This window comes from bacterium (assembly GCA_021159335.1).
Taxonomy (GTDB): domain Bacteria; phylum UBP14; class UBA6098; order B30-G16; family B30-G16; genus JAGGRZ01.
This window is the reverse complement of record JAGGRZ010000026.1, coordinates 1-18,985: the sequence shown is the minus strand read 5'-3', so window position 1 is coordinate 18,985 and position 18,985 is coordinate 1. Positions and strand designations below refer to the sequence as shown.

General features: G+C 46.3%; 11 protein-coding genes. All 11 read left to right on the top strand.

Features of this window, described 5'->3' with window-relative positions; genetic code table 11:
• Positions 1-20 precede the first annotated feature (20 nt).
• On the top strand, positions 21-4,667 hold the full coding sequence (locus J7J62_01775; protein MCD6123886.1) for a carboxypeptidase regulatory-like domain-containing protein: 4,647 nt from the start codon (positions 21-23) through the stop codon (positions 4,665-4,667).
• A gap of 138 nt (positions 4,668-4,805) precedes the next feature.
• Positions 4,806-6,299 (top strand): Ig-like domain-containing protein, encoded by a 1,494-nt coding sequence (locus J7J62_01770; protein ID MCD6123885.1) that lies wholly within the window; start codon positions 4,806-4,808, stop codon positions 6,297-6,299.
• Entirely contained in the window at positions 6,275-7,405 is a 1,131-nt protein-coding gene (gene lpxB, locus J7J62_01765; protein ID MCD6123884.1) for a lipid-A-disaccharide synthase, read from the top strand. The genes J7J62_01770 and lpxB overlap by 25 nt, the downstream gene beginning before the upstream one ends.
• 50 nt (positions 7,406-7,455) lie before the next feature.
• Positions 7,456-9,198: an ABC transporter ATP-binding protein gene (locus J7J62_01760; GenBank protein MCD6123883.1), complete on the top strand. Its 1,743-nt coding sequence runs from the start codon at positions 7,456-7,458 to the stop codon at positions 9,196-9,198.
• Positions 9,199-9,206: 8 nt separating this feature from the next.
• Positions 9,207-9,968 (top strand): 1-acyl-sn-glycerol-3-phosphate acyltransferase, encoded by a 762-nt coding sequence (locus J7J62_01755; protein MCD6123882.1) that lies wholly within the window; start codon positions 9,207-9,209, stop codon positions 9,966-9,968.
• Entirely contained in the window at positions 9,965-10,366 is a 402-nt protein-coding gene (acpS, locus tag J7J62_01750) for a holo-ACP synthase (GenBank protein MCD6123881.1), read from the top strand. The genes J7J62_01755 and acpS overlap by 4 nt, the downstream gene beginning before the upstream one ends.
• Positions 10,367-10,485: 119 nt before the next feature.
• Positions 10,486-12,876, top strand: a complete 2,391-nt coding sequence (gene gyrA, locus J7J62_01745; GenBank protein ID MCD6123880.1) for a DNA gyrase subunit A — start codon at positions 10,486-10,488, stop codon at positions 12,874-12,876.
• Positions 12,876-13,772, top strand: coding sequence for a hypothetical protein (locus tag J7J62_01740; GenBank protein MCD6123879.1), 897 nt, complete (start codon positions 12,876-12,878; stop codon positions 13,770-13,772). Before gyrA ends, J7J62_01740 begins: the two co-directional genes overlap by 1 nt.
• A gap of 127 nt (positions 13,773-13,899) precedes the next feature.
• Positions 13,900-16,104 carry an ABC transporter ATP-binding protein gene (locus J7J62_01735; protein ID MCD6123878.1) on the top strand — a complete coding sequence of 735 codons (2,205 nt, stop codon included), beginning with the start codon at positions 13,900-13,902 and terminating at the stop codon, positions 16,102-16,104.
• 110 nt (positions 16,105-16,214) lie between these two features.
• Positions 16,215-17,894: a hypothetical protein gene (locus J7J62_01730; protein ID MCD6123877.1), complete on the top strand. Its 1,680-nt coding sequence runs from the start codon at positions 16,215-16,217 to the stop codon at positions 17,892-17,894.
• Between the two features lie 11 nt (positions 17,895-17,905).
• The coding region (locus J7J62_01725; protein MCD6123876.1) for a DUF11 domain-containing protein at positions 17,906-18,985 on the top strand (1,080 nt) is incomplete at its 3' end.

Here is an 18,985-nt window from a genome sequence, read left to right as displayed (position 1 = left end):
CCAATGAAAGGGGGATGATTATGAGAAAGGCAACAGTTAGTTTGGTAGTATTTGTTTTACTACTGGGCGGCCTATATGCACAAAGCTGGACATATGATGTAGAGGTATATTCAGGTGATAGAACGAGCTCGTTAACCCTTACTCTGGGCGCGGACCCTCGCGCTTCTGATTGTTTCGATGCGGGTTTCGATGTTCCTGCTATGCCGCCGATTCCCGGTGGCGTGAGGTTCTTCTTCGTTGCACCATGCACAACAGGTTTTCCTGCAGGGTTCGACCCATATCTTACCACCGACATCAGAAATTCAACGGTTGGAGAACACTATTACATAATAAGAGTAGAATACGATTATACATCCTCGCCGCGCATGGTAGTATGGAACCATACTGCGATACCCGCCGATGTTGAGATGGCTCAGATAGGCGCAAGAAATGTTGGTTCTTTCGACATTCCCACATGGACCGACATGAGCACTGTCGATACATTCTACTTCATGCCGCACCAGGAAGTGGTTATCAGAATAAGGCAACACGGTGCTGTAGACCATTTCCCGCCATCGGTTATAAGCATGTATCCAGCGGATGGCGCGGACGATATAGAGTGGAACGAAGTGGTTTCGTTCAACATAGTTGACGATGTGACCGGCGTTGATGAGACATCGATATCGGTTCTCCTTTACTTTGATATCGATACTGATGGTGTTATTGATAGCGTTGCTAATATAACTTCACTCGGAAGAACAATACCAATAATCGGCGGCTATAGATTCATTTACGAGCATCCTGCCGATATGTTCCCCGGCTCTGCCAATATTTGCGTTGCAGTGGTGGCTGCTGACCTCGATACCGAGACAGGTCCTCATGTTATGGATACCACGACATGGTGCTTCATGACTACTGCTACTCCACCGGGCGATATAGACCCACCAGTTTACATGAACTGGAGCATTGATCCAATGATAATAGATACTATCGAAGCAGATGACCACATAAGGTTCCAGATAAGGGATTATGGTGTTGGTGTTGACATTTCATCTGTTATAATAAAAGTTGATGGCACAACGCTTGCCAGTGGAGCATGGTCGTATACGAGATTAGGCGTGAGCTACGATTACGATATCGATATTCCGCCGCAGCCGGCGAGCGGATGGCCAAGAATGACTAACCACACGCTATGGGTCTATGCGTGCGACTATTCGGGCAATTGTGATTCGGTAGAAGCTGTGTTCTTCGTTTCGCCGGAAGCATTCACAGGTTGGAGAATGTCGATAAATCTTAGCAGCGGAACCTCTGTGCCTACAGTCCTGACATTCGGTATGGACCCGGCAGCAACGGATGGTTTCGACCCTGGAATCGACATACCGATGACTGCGTTCCCCGGCTTCTATGCTTACTTCCCGCTTGCTGACCCCACTCACCCCGAAGTAACCATGCTCGGAACAAATATTCATCATCTTGATATTGGTATGGATGTTTTCGAGGTAAGAACATCAGGTGCTACTGGAAATATAGATATAACCTGGGATAGGTCAACCATACCGGTTCTCGGCGCGCCGCTGATGCTTCAGCTTTTCGTCGGTCACGGGCCGGACCCGAGTTCGATAACATGGTTCAACATGACCGGTTACAGCAGTCTTACCGTTCCCGCATCCGACCTTATATTTGTCAAGGCTATCATAAGGGATACCACTCGTCCCGTCATAAACCCGCAGATAACAATAATAAGACCGCTTTCTGGTGCCACAGGCGTTGGTCCTGACACGGACATTAAGTTCAGATTATACGACGATAACGATATTGACAGCGCTTCAGTTGTGGTTCAGTTCAACGGACGCGATGTTACAGATTCCCTGCACTGGGAGAGACTTGTAAGCGGAAATGGTTACGAACTCACATACGACCCACCAGGATTGCTTTCGCCCATGACGACATATACTGTGTTCGTTCACTGCACGGATGTCGATGTTCCAACGCGGCACCCACTTGATGTTTCCTGGTCGTTCACTACTGGTATGATTTGCGGACCGGAATTTGAGTTTACTGTTACCGCTGTTGATTCCGGCGCTATGGTCAACATATACAATCTCGTTATTGGCGCGAGCGAATCAACTACTGTAGCCTACGATGCCGGCGTTGACATACCGCTCATAGTAACACCATCTGGCTTCTATGGATTTATCGATAATCCTCTTGCCACACCGTTCCCGCAGTTGATGAAGGACATAAGGGATAACTGCGTGCAGAACGAGTGGATAATAAAGATTAGCGGTGCTTCTGGCACGCATCAGTGGCTGACATGGAACTCGTCACTTGTTCCCGTAAGCGGTGATTGGGTAATGCAGATAGCAGTTTCACCTATTGGTATTCCACCCGACAGCACTGACTACATTAATATGTCCGACACCAACAGAATAGCGATAACATCCACCCAGGAGGCTCACATAAGGTTTGGTCTCTATGCTGCGGCAAGAACATACTCCATTTACGGAATAGTTTACGATGGACTTACGGGAACACCAATAGATGGTGCGACAGTAACCGCCGGCGGAGTTACCGACATTAGTGGTTCTGGTGGAACCCACGGCGCCTATGAGATAACTGGACTTGCTCCTGGTTCATACACTGTTAGCTTCAGTGCTACTGGTTATGTCGATTGGGATACTACTGTGACTATAGTTGACAGCAACATTAATGTTGATGCTTACCTTTACCCGCCAACCTATACAATAAGCGGAACTACTTTTGTGGACGGCGTTCCTACAGCTAATGTGCGAGTAACTATTGGTTCTACTGATGTGTTCTCGAACAGCTCAGGATATTATGAGTTTACTGGTCTTCTCGCGGGCTCATACATTATTCGCGCTGAGAATACTATTCCTGGTTATAGCACATTTATCGATACGGTCACAATCGTTGACCACGACATTGTGGTTAACATAAATCTTCATCACATAGAATACACTGTTAGCGGAGTCGCCTCGCTTGATGGAACACCTGCTGGCGGGATAACCATTTCGCTGGCTGGCACTACTGTAGCAACAACAGCATCTGATGGTAGCTATTCAATAAGCCTGCCTGTTGGTTTCTACACGCTTGAGGCAAGCTATACTGGCTATTATTCAAGCAGTGCCTCATTCTACCTCGACCACGATACTACTATTAACTTCAATCTCCTTCCGCAGCCGGTCCGAGTTTGCGTGAATGTTGACCTTGAGGAGGATACGAGTGAGGCTGGCGCTGTGGTTTCAATGCCGCCTATGCCCTCATTGGTGACCCCCGATGACGGTTCAGTTTGCTGGCCGAGCGTCGATTGGGGCACTTACACGATAACGGTAAGCAAGGATTACCATCATACAGTCGATACTACCATAAATGTTAATGCGCCCACTACTATAGACATCATTTTACCTTACTACTGGCCCGTTTCGACTATTACTGGAAGTTATGGTCCTACTCAGAGACCGCTTCCTGCACCAGAAACCCTTGTTGTGGTGTGGAATAAACCATACAGTGCATATCTTACCATAGACCATTATGCGCTTTATGATGGCTCTGGAACGCTTATAACTGACGCTCTTGGACCGAATGATACAACATATGTGGTGCACGATGTCAGAGATGGTGAGACATACAGCTTCTATGTGGTCGTTCACTACACGGATGGTGGTTATTCGCTGCCGTCGCCAACATACTCCGTGACTATTCACATTAATCCTGACCCGAACAAGATCCTTGTTATCGACTTCGATAATGGCGCAGGATTCACAGAGGACTTTACCGATGTGCTCGATGCGATACACATTCCTTCTTACACGGTAACAGACCAGGATGAGGACATAACGCAATACAACAAGTATGACCTCAACGACTACATTGGCGGCTCTGATGCGGGTGTGTTTATAGTTCTTGGAATTCGTGGCGATGGTAGTGATGAAGTTATGCCGGCGGCTATGGTTAATGCGCTTGCAGATTATGTGAGGGCTGGCGGATTCATCTTCGTGCAGGGTCCCGACTTCGCTCAGGATTATGTCGGAACCCCATTCTTGGACCTATTTAACTTCTCCGCTATAGACGGTAACCCTTCAACTACAGGTAATGTTCATAGAGTGTTCGGCGACTCGGTATTCTTCCAGAACAGAGGTTACATAAGAGGTAGCTATCCGTTCGGTAGTGCAGCGGATAACTATATAGATAGACTTACGCCCAATGCTGGTGCAAAAGCGATCCTGTACGCTAATGATGACTCCATGGTGGTTGGCGTAGCTTACACTGATAGAAGAATCTACACATCGATTTATCCTGCTTCAGTAACCTCTACTTGGGATATCGCTAAATCCATAATCGGTGGAATTCTCCTTCACGCACCTATAACCAATGATGCTGTTCTGGAGAGCGCTTCGCTCAAACCTGATGTGTTCACTCTTACTGCTGCACCGAACCCGTTCAACTCTGTGTGCGACATAACATTCGAGATTCCCAAGCAGGATAATGTTACGGTCTATGTAAAGGACATAAATGGTCGCGTGGTTAGTAAGCTGTTTGATGGCACGCTGAAAGCTGGAATGCACACATTGCACTGGGATGCTACTGGCAGAAGCAGCGGAATCTACATTGTCGAGCTGAAATATGGTGACCTCACGGCGACGACAAAAGTGCTGTTCGTCAAGTAAGGATACAAAAAAATAGCGTTTTTGCGCGGGCTCCCGGCAAAAGTCGGGAGCCTTTTTATTTTTGGATTTTTGTAAGGTGGCATTGTTGTTCAAAATAAACTTGTTTGTTCTTTCACTTTTGTGAATTTATTTTTCGTTATGCTCTATTTAAGAAACATTCTCGTCCTGATAGTTTTAGTGGCACTTGTTTTGGTAGGCTGCGCCAAGATAGCAAAGCCACCTGGCGGACCTATCGATAAGAAGCCCCCAAAAGTGATTGAAACATATCCTAATGACCTCGCTGTCAATGTCCCGCTCGATTCGATTATAGTAATCCGATTTGATGAGCGCATAAAACCTGACCCAAAAGCGATAAGAATTTTTCCAACGCCCAAGGGGATGAAGGTCAAATTCAAGCGTAAATCCATTTTGATTTATCACAGTGGGCTTAAAGCCAACACGACTTACATTGTTCACATCATGCCGGACCTTTCTGATTTGCACGGAAACAAAATCGGGAGGACGATAACTTTCGCTTTTTCAACAGGTGAAACCATTGAAAAAGGCATTATCAGTGGCTTTGTTTTCGACGAAAAGCTTAATCCCGTAAGTGGTGCGCTCGTTTATGCATTAAGCGATAGCTTGTCAACAATTATGTTCACCGTAAGCGGAACCCACGGCGAGTTCAAAATAGGTTATTTACCACGCGATTCCGTTATTATCGTCGCCAAGGTTATCGGGAAGGACAGCGCCCTTGTGTCGTTCGGAGCAATAGGCCCAATCGTCCCGGATATGGAGAGAATTGCAGTGATGGTAGCCAGATTCGACACCACTCCGCCGTCTATCCGTAGCGTTGATTTAGCGGACTGTTACACTTTTGCGCTAAGATTTTCGGAATGTTTGGATTTGAAAGCGTTTTCGCTTGCGGCCAATGGAATCAAGCCGAGTGATTTATGGGCAATTACTGATTCGTCCTTAGTTTTTGCGCGTTTCGACAGCTTGCCACAGAAATTTATGATTAGCGCCAAATTTTGTGATAAATTCGGCAATTGCGACTCACTTTCTCGGGAAGTAACTGATACGATGCCACCAGACACTCTTCCGCCGCGGATTGTATCGCCGAAAAAGAAAACCGTTGGCATTGTCGAACCCGATTTTACGATTGTTTTTGACGAACCAACTGTAGTGAAAATCAGCGGTTTGCCCGGTTCCGTAAGGGCAGAGAAAATTTCACCAAATGCTATTCGCTTCATCTTTAGTCCCGACATGAGAGTGGGGGAAAGGTTCATTTTGCACCTCGATTCTTTGTGCGATGACTACGGAAACTGCACATCCGACTCAGTTGAATTCGTTTATGCTCAGAGATTGTTTGGGGAAATACGGGTCAAATGCCCATCTGATACTTATAAAAGATTGATTTTCGCGAAAAATGTCGAGAACAAGAGGATTTATCGGCTTAATCGTAGCAATGATGGGAGTTTTTCAGGTGTTGTGGTCAAAGGGCGTTATATTTTGATAAGATTCCGCGACGAGGACGGCAATGGCAGGGTAACCGCGGGGAAGTATAGACCCTTCGTTTTGGGGGAATTCACCGAGGTTTTTGATGACACAATTTCCGTTCGTGCTGGATGGACCACGGAGGTGAGTTGGTGAACCTGCTCGTCGTTACAGGAGAGCAATCCGGGGATTTTCAGGCATCGCTTTTATTGGAGGAAATAAAAAAGGTCGAGCCATCGGCAGAATTTTGGGGCATCGGGGGCGATAGGCTAAGAGCCTGTGGGATGGATGTAGTGGTTGATATAGCGGATATGGCTGCGATGGGAATTTCAGATGTGGCAAAGAAGTTCTTTTTTTACAAAAAAATCCTTTCCGAAATCGTTTCTGAGTTCAAAAGGCGAGAGAGTGACGGTGCAATACTTGTGGACTTTCCCGGGTTTAACCTAAGGCTTGCCAGCAAACTTCACAAACTTGGCGCCAAAGTAATTTATTACATCTCTCCTCAAGTCTGGGCGTGGGGCGAGGGAAGGGTTAAAAGAATCAAACGCTATGTGGATCGGATGATATGCATATTGCCTTTTGAGCCCGAGTTTTACGCTGCGCATGGAGTTGAAGTCTCCTATGTGGGGCATCCGCTTTACGATGTCGTGAAACCTGAATGTGATGAGGGGGAGTTTCGCGAAGCGATAGGGCATCGGGGAAAGTTTTTGGTGATAATGCCAGGCTCACGGGAGGCTGAAGTAAGGCGATTGCTTGAGCTTATGATTGATGTCGTCAGTGTTCTGCGGCTTAAGCATAAGGAACTTATTGGCGTGATTCCTGTTGCGCGAAATGTTAAAGGGCTTTTTGAGAAAATAAGTTTGCCAGATTTTGTGGTTACCGTGGATGGTCTTACCTATTCAGCCATGGCTTATGCGGATGCAGGGCTGATAGCATCTGGTACGGCAGTTCTTGAGGCCATGCTTTTAGGGCTGCCAGCGGTGGTGGTGTACAGGGTTGACCCGCTTTCTTGGTATCTCGGACGACTACTCATAAAAACGAGATATTTCGCCATAGCGAACATAATAGCCGGCGAGGAAGTTTTGCCAGAGTTTATTCAGCGAATCCCAAGGTGGAAGGTTATAAAGGCAGTCGATGAACTCCTAAGCGACCGTGAGAAGAACATGCGATTGCGCAAAAAGTTACTTTCCCTGAGAGATTTGCTTGGACCGAAAGGGGCTGCGGGAAGGGCAGCGAAAATTGTCGTCGAGCTTTTTCAATAATATTGCGTTGGAACTTTTGATAAATACTATTTAATTAATAATATTTTACCATGTTAAAAATTTATAAAACATTGCGACCCTACCTTTCTGGTGAGGGGCGAGTATTCTGGCTGGGTGTGCTATCCCTTCTTGTGGTCGATGGGCTCCAGATAGTTATCCCGCGAATAGTGCGCGTGGGAGTAGACAGGCTTGCCCTCGGTTTTGCCACCCCAAAATTCTTACTTAAGTTGGCTGGAATAATATTGCTTCTGACCATTGGAATCGTAATATCGCGTTTTTTCTGGCGATACCTCATAATAGGCATCTCCCGCCGCATGGAGATGAGGTTCAGGCACGATTTTTACAAGCATCTTATCTCGCTTGAGCCCGGCTGGTTCGCAAAAAACAAGGTGGGAAATCTTATGGCATTAGCCACCAATGACCTTAATTCCGTAAGGATGATGGTCGGCATGGGGACCGCCTCGCTTATAGATACTGCTATTCTTCTTGTCGCCTCAATTTCCATGATGCTGATAATAAACGCAAATCTTACCGCTTACATCGTGCCGCCGATGCTTGTGCTATCTTTTGTGGTGGGTTATTTCGGAAACATAATGAGAAAGCGCTTTAAAGAGGTTCAAGCTGCGTTCGCGTCGCTTACTGATTTCGCCCGCGAGGCTATAAGCGGAATAAGGATAATAAAAACCTATGCTCGAGAGGAAGCGGAAACTGAGCGCTTCAGAGAAAGAAGCTGGGATTTCGTAAAAAAGAACATAAGAATGCTTATAATTTCTGGACTCCTTGAACCGTCGATAGGATTTGTGGTGGGAATGGTTTTCGCGCTTATCCTGCTTGTCGGAGGAACGAAAGTCATTCTAATGAAGATGAGCATGGGTGACTTCGTCGCTTTCAATAGCTACCTCGGGCTTATGATATGGCCCATGATAGCTCTCGGATGGGTCGTTAACCTTTATCAGCGAGGTAAAGCATCGCTTGAGAGAATAATGGATGTTATGAAGCGCAAACCTGCCATAGTTTCTCCTCCTGATGCTTATAAACCCGAAAAGGTGCGCGGAGAGATAGTGTTTAGAAATCTTACATTCCGCTATGAGGACTATCTGCCACCTGCTCTTGAGGACATAAATTTGAAAATAGATGAGGGAATGTTTATCGCGATAACGGGAAGAACCGGTTCGGGGAAGACGACATTAATATCGCTTATCCCCCGACTTTATGACCCGCCAGAAGGAACAGTTTTCGTGGATGGAGTGGATGTGAGGAAATACGATCTCAATGCGCTTCGAGGAAGTATCGGACTGGTTCCGCAGGATGGCTACATTTTCTCCGATACTATAATGGAAAACATAAAGTTTGGTCGTCCGGATGCGACGGATGAGGAAGCTATAAGAGCTGCTAAAATAGCAGAGCTTGATGTTGATGTTAGAACATTTCCCGATGGCTATAATTCAATGGTTGGAGAGCGAGGGGTGACATTGTCTGGTGGTCAGAAACAAAGGCTTGCGATAGCGAGAGCACTGCTTTTAGACCCACCGATTCTCATTCTTGATGATGCCCTCTCCGCTGTTGACACCGAAACCGAAAACAAAATTTTTCATAATCTGAAGGAGTTTCGCCAAGGGAAAACAACGCTTTTCATATCGCACAGAGTAACAACACTTCAGGATGCGGACCTTATTGTTGTGCTCGACAGAGGAAGAATAATTGAGGTGGGTACTCATCAAGAGCTAATAGAGAAAAAGGGCTATTACTACGAGATATACATGCTTCAGCAGTACGAATCCGAATTAGTGTAAGGTTAGCGATGGGGAACTTGCCTAAAAGAATTTCCACGATGGTTTTCACGATAATTTATGCGGTGCTGTTTTTAATCACTTTCATTGCTACACTCATTCCATTTGCGTTTTTGGTTATTGTGGGAATAATTTTTGGTAAAGCGGCTCGCGAGAAAGTATTGCGATTTCTTGCCAAAGTGTGGGGAAGGTTTGTCGTTTATCTTAGCGGTTCTACCGTCATCGTTCACGGGCGCGAAAACCTTATTCGCGATGCCGGTAATATCGTCTACATCATAAACCATCAGAGCTTTTTTGACATACCTCTCGTTATGGGCTTCGTTGACGAACGCGCAAAATTCATTGCCCGGGAAAGCCTTTTGAGGGTCCCGCTTCTTGGGCTGTGGATGAGACAGCTCGGGACATTTTTTGTCGGGCGCAGACCAAGCCGTGAGGAGCTTCGCAGATTTAACATTGTCGCAGAAGAACTGATGAAAGGCGGCAGAGTCGCTATTTTCCCTGAGGGAACGCGGTCCACGGATGGAACCATAGGTAAATTTCACCCATCCGCTCTTAGACCAGCAAGAGTTGCCAGGTCAACCATAATTCCTGTAAGAATTTTTGGCAGCAGAAACATCCTTCCGAGAGGTGCTATAAGAATTTCGCCGTCAAGAGTTAGAATTTTGATTGGGAAACCGATAGCATACGAGAATTACTCAGATATGCGTCCTGCTGAGTTGGCTAACTTTTTAAGGGAAGTTTTTGAGAATGAACTAACACTGGAGGGGAAATGAGGGTTGCTGTTGGTGTGGATATCGAGAAGATAGAAAGAATAAGGAAACTCTATGAGCTTTATGGGGATAGGTTTGTGAAACGGATTTTTTCGGAGGATGAGATCAATTATTTAAACCGCAAAGCCGACCCTTCGCCTCATCTTGCGGGAATGTGGGCTGCAAAAGAAGCCTGCATCAAGGTTTTTGGGCGGATAAGCCCAAAGAAGATAAGCATAATGCACGAAGAATCGGGAAAACCCAAGCTCGTTTTGCCAGAGAATGTTGCTAAAAAGGTGATTAGTGTTGATGTGAGCATATCTCACACTGGTGAATACGCCGTTGCCGCTGTGGTGGCATTGATGATGGATTTATTTTTCAGAAAAATGATTATATTTAATATGTTAATGTTTGGAAAATAAACGAGTTAAAGGATATAGTTAACAAATTTGGTTAGGTTTATCACGCTCAAATTTGGAGGGTTAAGGTGAGCGCAGCGGATGACAAACAGCGAATCTTGCCCGTCGATATAGAAGAAGAGATGCGCCATTCCTATCTTGACTATGCGATGAGCACCATCGTTGGCCGTGCACTTCCAGATGTTCGTGATGGGCTCAAGCCGGTCCAGAGGCGAATCCTTTACGCCATGTTTGAGATGGGCAACACCCACAATAAACCGTATAAAAAGTCTGCGCGTGTGGTTGGTGATGTTATGGGTAAGTATCATCCCCACGGTGGTGAGGCTATTTACGACGCCATAGTGCGGATGGCGCAGCCGTTCTCGATGCGATACACATTGATAGATGGACAGGGCAACTTTGGCTCTATAGATGGCGATGCTCCTGCTGCTATGCGTTATACTGAGGTCAGAATGGAAAAGCTGGCTGAGGAGCTTCTCGCCGATATCAACGAGCAGACAGTGGATTTCGCTCCAAACTACGATAATACGCTTTCTGAACCGCTATATCTGCCAGGTAAATTCCCCAATCTACTGGTTAATGGTGCATCGGGTATAGCGGTAGGAATGGCGACAAACATCCCGCCTCACAATCTTGGCGAGGTTATCGATGCGTTGCTTTTTTTCATAGAGAATCCAGACGCTGATGTGGAGCAGTTGATGAATTATCTGCCCGGTCCTGACTTTCCTACTGCCGGGATAATCGTTGGCAGGGAGGGTATAGTCGAGGCTTACCGCACTGGCCGCGGGATAATAACACTTCGGGCAAGAATGCACCTTGAGCATGGCCAGAAGGGAACCAGGGATAAGATTATAATAACCGAGTTGCCGTTCCAGGTTAACAAAGCACAGCTTATAGCCCATATAGCGCAGCTCGTTCAGTCGGGGCGCCTGTCGGAGATAGCTGATATAAGGGACGAGTCTGACCGTGAGGGGCTGCGAGTAGTTATAGAATTGAAGCGAGGCGAGGTGCCAGAGGTCGTGATAAATAAACTCTACAAGCTAACGAGGCTTCAAACGAGTTTCGGAATAATATTCCTTGCGCTAAGGAACGGACGACCGAAGGTGATGGGTCTTAAAGAGCTTCTTAATGCTTTCATCGAGCACAGGCAGCAGGTGATCCTTCGCCGGACGAGGTATAGACTCGAGCGAGCACGCGAAAGAGCACACATACTTGAAGGTCTGAAGGTGGCTCTTGAGAACATTGACCTCGTTATCTCCATAATAAGAGGAAGCAAGGATGTTCAGAGTGCCAAGTCAGCGCTCATAAGCAAGCTTTCACTGACTGAGACGCAGGCACAGGCGATTCTTGACATGAAGCTTTCGCGGTTAACATCGCTTGAGCAGGCAAAAATACTTGCTGAGCTGGATGAACTGAAAAGAAAGATAGCAGATTATGAGGACATATTGGCGAAACCAAGAAGAGTGCTTCAAATCCTTTCCGATGAATTGAGGGAGATAAAGGCTGAGTATGCAGATGAGAGAAGAACGGAGATTATCGATGCTGAATCTGAAATTAATATCGAAGACATAATAGCTGATGAGGAGATGGTGGTCTCAGTTACTCGGGGCGGATACATAAAGAGAACACCCATATCCTCTTATCGTGCTCAGCGGCGCGGTGGAAAAGGCATAACCGCAATGACCACAACGGAAACCGACTTCGTGTCAAACCTGTTCATAGCGTCAAATCACGATACCATGCTTTTCTTCACGAGGCGGGGCAGAGCGTATGCGCTTAAAGTTTACGAGATACCGGAAGCTGGGCGTTACTCCCGCGGGACTGCTATTGTTAATCTTTTGAGAATGGAGCCCGGTGATTCCATCGCATCCACTGTGACGACGAGAGGATTCGACGACGGGAGCAATGTTTTCTTTGTTACGCGGCGGGGCTATGTTAAAAGGACTCCGCTTTCGGCTTTCGCCAACGCAAGGCGGCGTGGAGTGGTGGCGATTTCGGTCGACAGGGATGATGAGCTGATAGGTTGCTGTCTCGTTAATGGGGAGCAGAATGTGCTTCTGGTTACTGCGAAGGGGCAATCGATAAGGTTTCCGGTGAGCAATGTTCGAATAATGGGGCGCAGTGCTCGTGGCGTTATGGGGATTCGTCTTCGGGGCGAGGATAGCGTCGTTGCTATGGTCGGCATAGAGAATCCAGAGAGCACGATACTTTTCGCCTCGGAAAATGGATTCGGCAAAAGAACGCAGATAAAGGAGTTTCGCGTTCAATCGCGCGGCGGCGTGGGCATCAAAGCTATGAAAGTGGTTCCCAAAACTGGGAAAATAATTGGTGCCGTTGAGGTTGATGGTGATGATGAGGTGGTGCTTGTCAACTCTGACGGTATACTTATACGAATAGCGGTGAGCGAGGTGCCTGTTATGGGGCGTTACACTCAGGGTGTTAGACTAATAATGCTTAAACCCGGGCAAAAACTTGCTGGACTCGCAAAAGTAGTGGAGCGGGAGAAAACATAATGGCAAGAATCGAAAGAAGAAATTCAATTAATCGCAAGAATAAGCGTTTGTTTGCGGAGGAGTCCGAATTAACCCGCATAAGCACTCTTAAAAAGAGGCTCATCCGCGTCAGGATTCAAACACGACCTTACTCGATTTTTCATGGGCTCGGAATCTATTTTTGCGGGTATTGCGGCAAACCTATGGACCTCTACACACCTCGCGCATTCACTGAGGGTGAGAGGATTCCAACGCTTTATTATGCGTGCCGGGACAAATGCAAGCATTCAGTGCCTCACAGGACAGATTTCGTGGATAGAATCGTGATGCAACTCGTTCAAAAAAGAGTAAAGGAAAACCTCAAAAAACCGCGCAAAACCAAGGGTTACGAGGAAATACTCGAAAAATTCCGCCTAATAGATGAGCTTCAGTCGGAGAGAATGCGACTTTTAACCAAAATGCATTATGCAAGTTACAACAGAGACGCCGTGCTTGCTGAGATCAGGGAAGTTGAGGAAAAGATAGAAAAAATGAAAGATGAAGTTGCCTCCCATTTTGGGGAAGATTTCTCAGGCAGCCCGCTACTTTATCCGCTGTTCGAAACTCCACCTGAAGAATTAATGAATCTCGATTTTATGTATTTAAGAGAGATAGCAAGGATATTTGTTTATCGTATTCGCTCTTTTAACGAGTTTTTGCTTCTTCGCGTTCGTCCGCTAAACCCTGATGAGATGGCTAAGGACGATGGCATGGGCAAAATAGTCCACATAAATCTCCGCTCGCAAAAAAGGTATAAAACTATTGAGCTTCCATCGAAGGAAGACCTTAAACCACCAGAAGTTCTTGAGGAAACCGAGCCGTTCAAAGACCTCAAGATACCACAAGACAGCGAGGAGGAGGACATAGAGTATCTATAAAGCTTGCGTTTTTGTTGTGGTTTTTTATTTGCAGGATGATCCCCATTGTGCTTGCCAAAAAATCTTCCCTTTATGCTTGATTCCTCACAATTGATGGATAGTATTAGACAATATTGTTTATTTTGCTATGCCACGGTTGGATTACATAAGCGATGAGGACCTCAAGGGACAAAAGATATATGATGCGAAACTGGTTAAGAGACTTCTCAGGTATGCGAAGCCCTATGTATGGCTTATGGTGCTCGCCTTTTTCGTCCTTATAGCTTCCTCGGCGATTAATGTTTACCTTCCGACCCTCGATAGAAAAGCCATTGATGAATACATTGTTCTTAACTATCAGCTTTTCGATTTCAGCGCGCACGATACCCTTGCCAAACGCTACATAGATAAGTATGGCGCTGCCATGTTCGTTGTGGGGCGCGATTCGTTCGTTATCGATGGAAACCTTATCGACCCTGCTGATATGAAGCTTGCCCAGCGTCTTAAGGTTGTCGTTCCGATGAAATTCATGACTATAGACACGCTGAAAATTCCGCCTCAGCTAAGGGATACCGCTATTTCAATCATAAAAAGCTATGATTCGCTGTTTCTTACGGTTTTAGGCAGAGGTGGCGAAAAGTTCACTGCGCCGCCCAAGAAAAGCATTTTTATGAGGCAGACTCCGCGAAAGCCAAGGTTGCCACAATATGTTATTTCGTATAAAAACCTTTCCAAAATTCCGCCAGCAGAGATAAAGTTGATTCGTGCGCAGCATATAAGCGGAATAGTAAGGATAGCAATACTTTACTTCGTCCTTTTAATCGGTCTTTTAGTCCTTAACTTTGTGCAGATATTCACGCTTAACCTTGTTGCGCAAAAGTCCATGCACGGTATAAGAGTCGACCTGTTTTCGCATATCCAGAAACTTTCGCTTAAGTTTTTCGATAGCAATCCTATAGGCAAAATAGTAACCCGTTTGACGAATGACATTAATGCCCTTTCAGAGATGTTTACTTCGGTGGCGGTAGCGCTTATTCGGGACATTATAGTGCTTATAGGCGTGGGTATAATCCTTTACATGATGAACAGGAATCTTTCGCTTATTGTTTTCGCGTTGCTGCCTGTTGTAACGCTTATCATGGCTATTCTGCGTGGTAAACTCCGCGATGCGTTCAGGTGGATGAGGAGAGAGCTTGCAGCACTTAATGCAAGGCTTTCGGAGGATTTCGGCGGTGTGCGCATTATTCAGGCGTTCACGCAGGAGAGAAGGGCTATAGAAAGGTTCGACGAGGTTAACAAGAGGTATTTCAAAGCCACAATGAGGGTTCTTTTCGTTAACGCTTTGTTTTACCCCGTGGTGGGACTGTTCAGAAATATGGGGCTGGCGCTTCTTTTGTGGTATGGTGGTGGTCAGGTTATAAGGCAGGCGATGTCATTGGGAATGCTTGTGGCTTACATGTATTACATAGAGATGTTCTTCAGACCGCTAATGGGGATTTCGGATAAGTTCGCGATTATGCAATCTGCTATGGCGGCAGCGGAAAGGATTTTTAAGCTTATGGACACAAAACCAGAGATAAAAGTTGTTCGGAAAGTTTACAAGCCAAAGCCCTCGCAGGTTCGAGGGAAAGTTGAGTTCAGAGATGTCTGGTTCGCATACGATAAAGATTGGGTGTTGCGCGGTGTTTCGTTTGTTGCCCAACCCGGGGAAGTCGTGGGCATAGTAGGTGAAACCGGGGCAGGCAAAACCACGATAACTGCGCTTGTTTCACGCCTATACGATGTTAACAAAGGGCAGATACTCATTGACGATGTCGACATCAGAGACTGGGACCTCAAGACGCTTCGAACCGTTGTGGGTGTGGTGCTGCAGGATGTGTTTCTTTTCTCAACCGATGTAAGGGAGAACATAAGACTTTTTGAGAAAAGGATCGGAGACGATGACCTCATGAGAGTGGTTAAAATAGTTAATGCGGACGAGTTTATAAAGAAGCTTCCGGGCGGACTTGACGAGCCTGTGGCGGAGCGCGGAGCAACATTCTCCGCAGGCGAACGACAATTATTATCTTTCGCGAGAGCGCTAGTTTTCGAACCTAAAATATTGATCCTCGATGAGGCCACCGCAAATATAGACACCCACACCGAAAAGCTTATTCAGGAGGCTATCGATAGGCTTCTTAAGGGGCGAACATCCCTCGTTGTGGCGCACAGACTGTCCACAATAAGGAAAGCCAATAAAATTTTAGTGGTTCACAACGGCAGAATCATAGAATCCGGAAAGCACGAGGAATTACTGGCCAAAGGCGGGTTTTATGCCCACCTGTATAGAATTCAATTCAGACAGAATGGGTGAATCTTTTTTGCGTTGCGCTTGATTGCTGGCGTTTTCGGGTCTCGCGCTGCAGCTAAAACTTCTGTTGCCAGCTCACTTAATTTTTAATAACTTTTATAAAAGGGGGTTTTATGAGAAAAAGACTTTTGTTTACGGTTTGTTTGGCCTTTAGTCTATTTTTAAGTTTAAGCCTTTGTTCTCCGATAAAGTTTTCTGGCTCGGCTTCAATGCAAACCGAATATTCAAGCGTTAGCGCTGGTCCCCGCGAGGGTGAGAAAACCGCTGTAAGGTTCTTCGTTAACCCAACCCTGACTATTTTTGGCATGCCCATTAATCTTAACTTTTTTGTGTCGAACGAGGGTTCGAATTTCAGGCAGGCGATGAATAAACTCGGGCTTACGCTTTTCCCGCAAAGTCTTTCTCCAGAACTCTCGCTTAGCCAATTAACACTTAGAATTTCAAGTTTCACATTCGGCAAGTGCAATCCCTATTTTTCTGATCTGACGCTTTCGGGCGCATCTGTTCTCGGCGCCTACGCAGAGCTTGAGTTCATGCCGTTTTATGTTTCGTTAGCTCTGGGGCAAACTAAACGCGCTGTTGAGGGTTCCGATTCTACCGAGCCAACATATTCTCAAATGCTTTACGCGACAAGATTGGGTTTCGGTCGGCGAGATGGGACACACATTCATGTTAGCGCACTTTTCGCCCGGGACAATCCTAATTCAATCGAGCAATATTTTAAAACAGTAGTGGTAGATTCGGACACTGTATCCTATGAACCCGTTACGCCAATGGAAAACAGGGTGTTGGGCGTTGATGCAGCAATATCGTTTTTTAACGGCGGAGTTTTGCTTGGCGCGGAAGTGGTCGGCTGTGAGGTAACCCGTGATGTGAGAACTCCTCAGCTAACTATTTCCGGGGTGCCAAAGTGGGTTGTTGACATCGTTAATCCGAAGATTTCGACATCATTCGACTACGCATTGGCGCTGAAGCTTTCTATGAACATCTTTGGAGCAAGCATCGACGCTAAGGCGGAAGCTGTAGGTCCGGGATTCCAATCCTTCGGCACTCCTTATCTAAGAAACGACATACTGGGATATTCGCTGTCGATAAATAAAGGGCTTTTCGGGGGCACCGCGTTTTTGGGATTAACCTACGAGAGAGAGCATGATAACATTCTTAAAGTAAGCTCATCGACCACCGACTACGATTGCTTTGGCGCGTCATTGGATTTGTTTATTGGCTCTGCTACGACCGCCAGCATAAGCTATCAGATAAGCAACCAGCATACCTCCCCGACTGACGAAGATGCCGTTAATGTTATGGTTAACACATCGTTAATGCATACGATGAGCATTTTAGGTGGGGAGAATAGTGCATCATTATCGCTTATGTACCAGCAGAATGACGAAAAGCGCAGCGGTGAGACTACAAAGGATAGCTATGCAACACTAACGCTCGGAAATACCGTTTCGTTTCCGTCGCAGGTGGCTTTGTCGTTGTCTGCCCAGGTAGTTACTGTTTCGTCGGAGGAAAGTCCCACATACCTCGGCAATGTTGAGTTCACTCATCCAATAATAAAGCGGTGGAAAAACTCTTATGGACTTTCGTTCTCGTCGGATTGGTCGGGACAGCGGGTGACTCTGGACTTATCAACCATAGTGCCGATATCAAAACATCTGGGCATAAGGCTGAGCGCTTACAATTCGTTCTACAACAAAAGCGAGGATTCGTCCGGAGGAGTTTCAGAAGCTTTGATTGAGGATTTTAATGAATTTAAGTTTAAAGCATCAATTCAAACTAACTGGTAAAGGAGGGTAGCATGAGAAAGTATTTCATAGGATTTGTACTTGTTTTTTTGCCGCTTGTAATTTTTGCACAGGGCATGGTAGGCGTAAGTATACACACGCCTCCGCCCGAAAGGCTTGCTGTCGAGGATTTATGGTGGGTAACGCTTAACAACAGAACCGGCGAACCGTTAACGGTTTACCTCCACGGCACGGCAACGGTTTTAAGCGAAGCACCTTTTGGCGCTGGTGTGGTTTTTGAGGCGAAAACTAATGATTTCGAACTGCCACCCGGAACGAAAATAATAAGGTATAGCGACATAAGAAAACTCCGCGATGTGGGGTACAACGAGGAATGCAGAAGCTATATTCAAAGAACGAGAAAGCTTCCTGATGGATTGTATAAAATATGCATTGAGGTAGTTAACGCGTCCACGGGCGAGGTTCTGGGGCAAAGTTGCATAGAGCACATGGTTAGAACCCCGCGCCGCCCCATCCTTATAAGACCCGGAGATGGAGTGCGTATAGGCACAAAAACCCCAATTTTCAGCTGGCGCCTTGAGGGAACCACTACTCCCATGGTCGGCGATACATTCCTGTTTAGGCTGGTTAAAATATACGATGCACAGACGCCTTACGAAGCTATGGAGGCTAATCCACCTTGGTTTGAGACGAAAGTTGTGGAAACATCGTTAAGATACCCGGTTAGCGCTAAAGAGCTTGAGTTGGGCAAGTATGCCTGGCGAGTGGAACTTTTCTCGGGTGTTGCAAAAATAGCGGAAAGTGATGTAAGAACTTTTGAAGTTACCGAACCAGTAATGGCGATTCAGCCTGCTGGTGTCGAGCTGACAATCGATACCGTTAGTGCTTTGGCGGGACTTGCCGATTTGCTTACGGTCAGGAGCAAGTTGGGGACTTACTTTGTTTCAAAATCAGTCGATAAAAAGAGCGCGGAAAAGGGAGACACACTGGAATACACGATTAGAATCACAGCCGGTAAAAAGGTTAAAAGCGGACTTAAGGTAATTGACCCTATCCCTGCGGGGACTGAGTTGGTAAAAAAGTCTGTTAAGGTTACTGATGCTAAAACGGGGAAGAAGATACGCGCAGGTGTA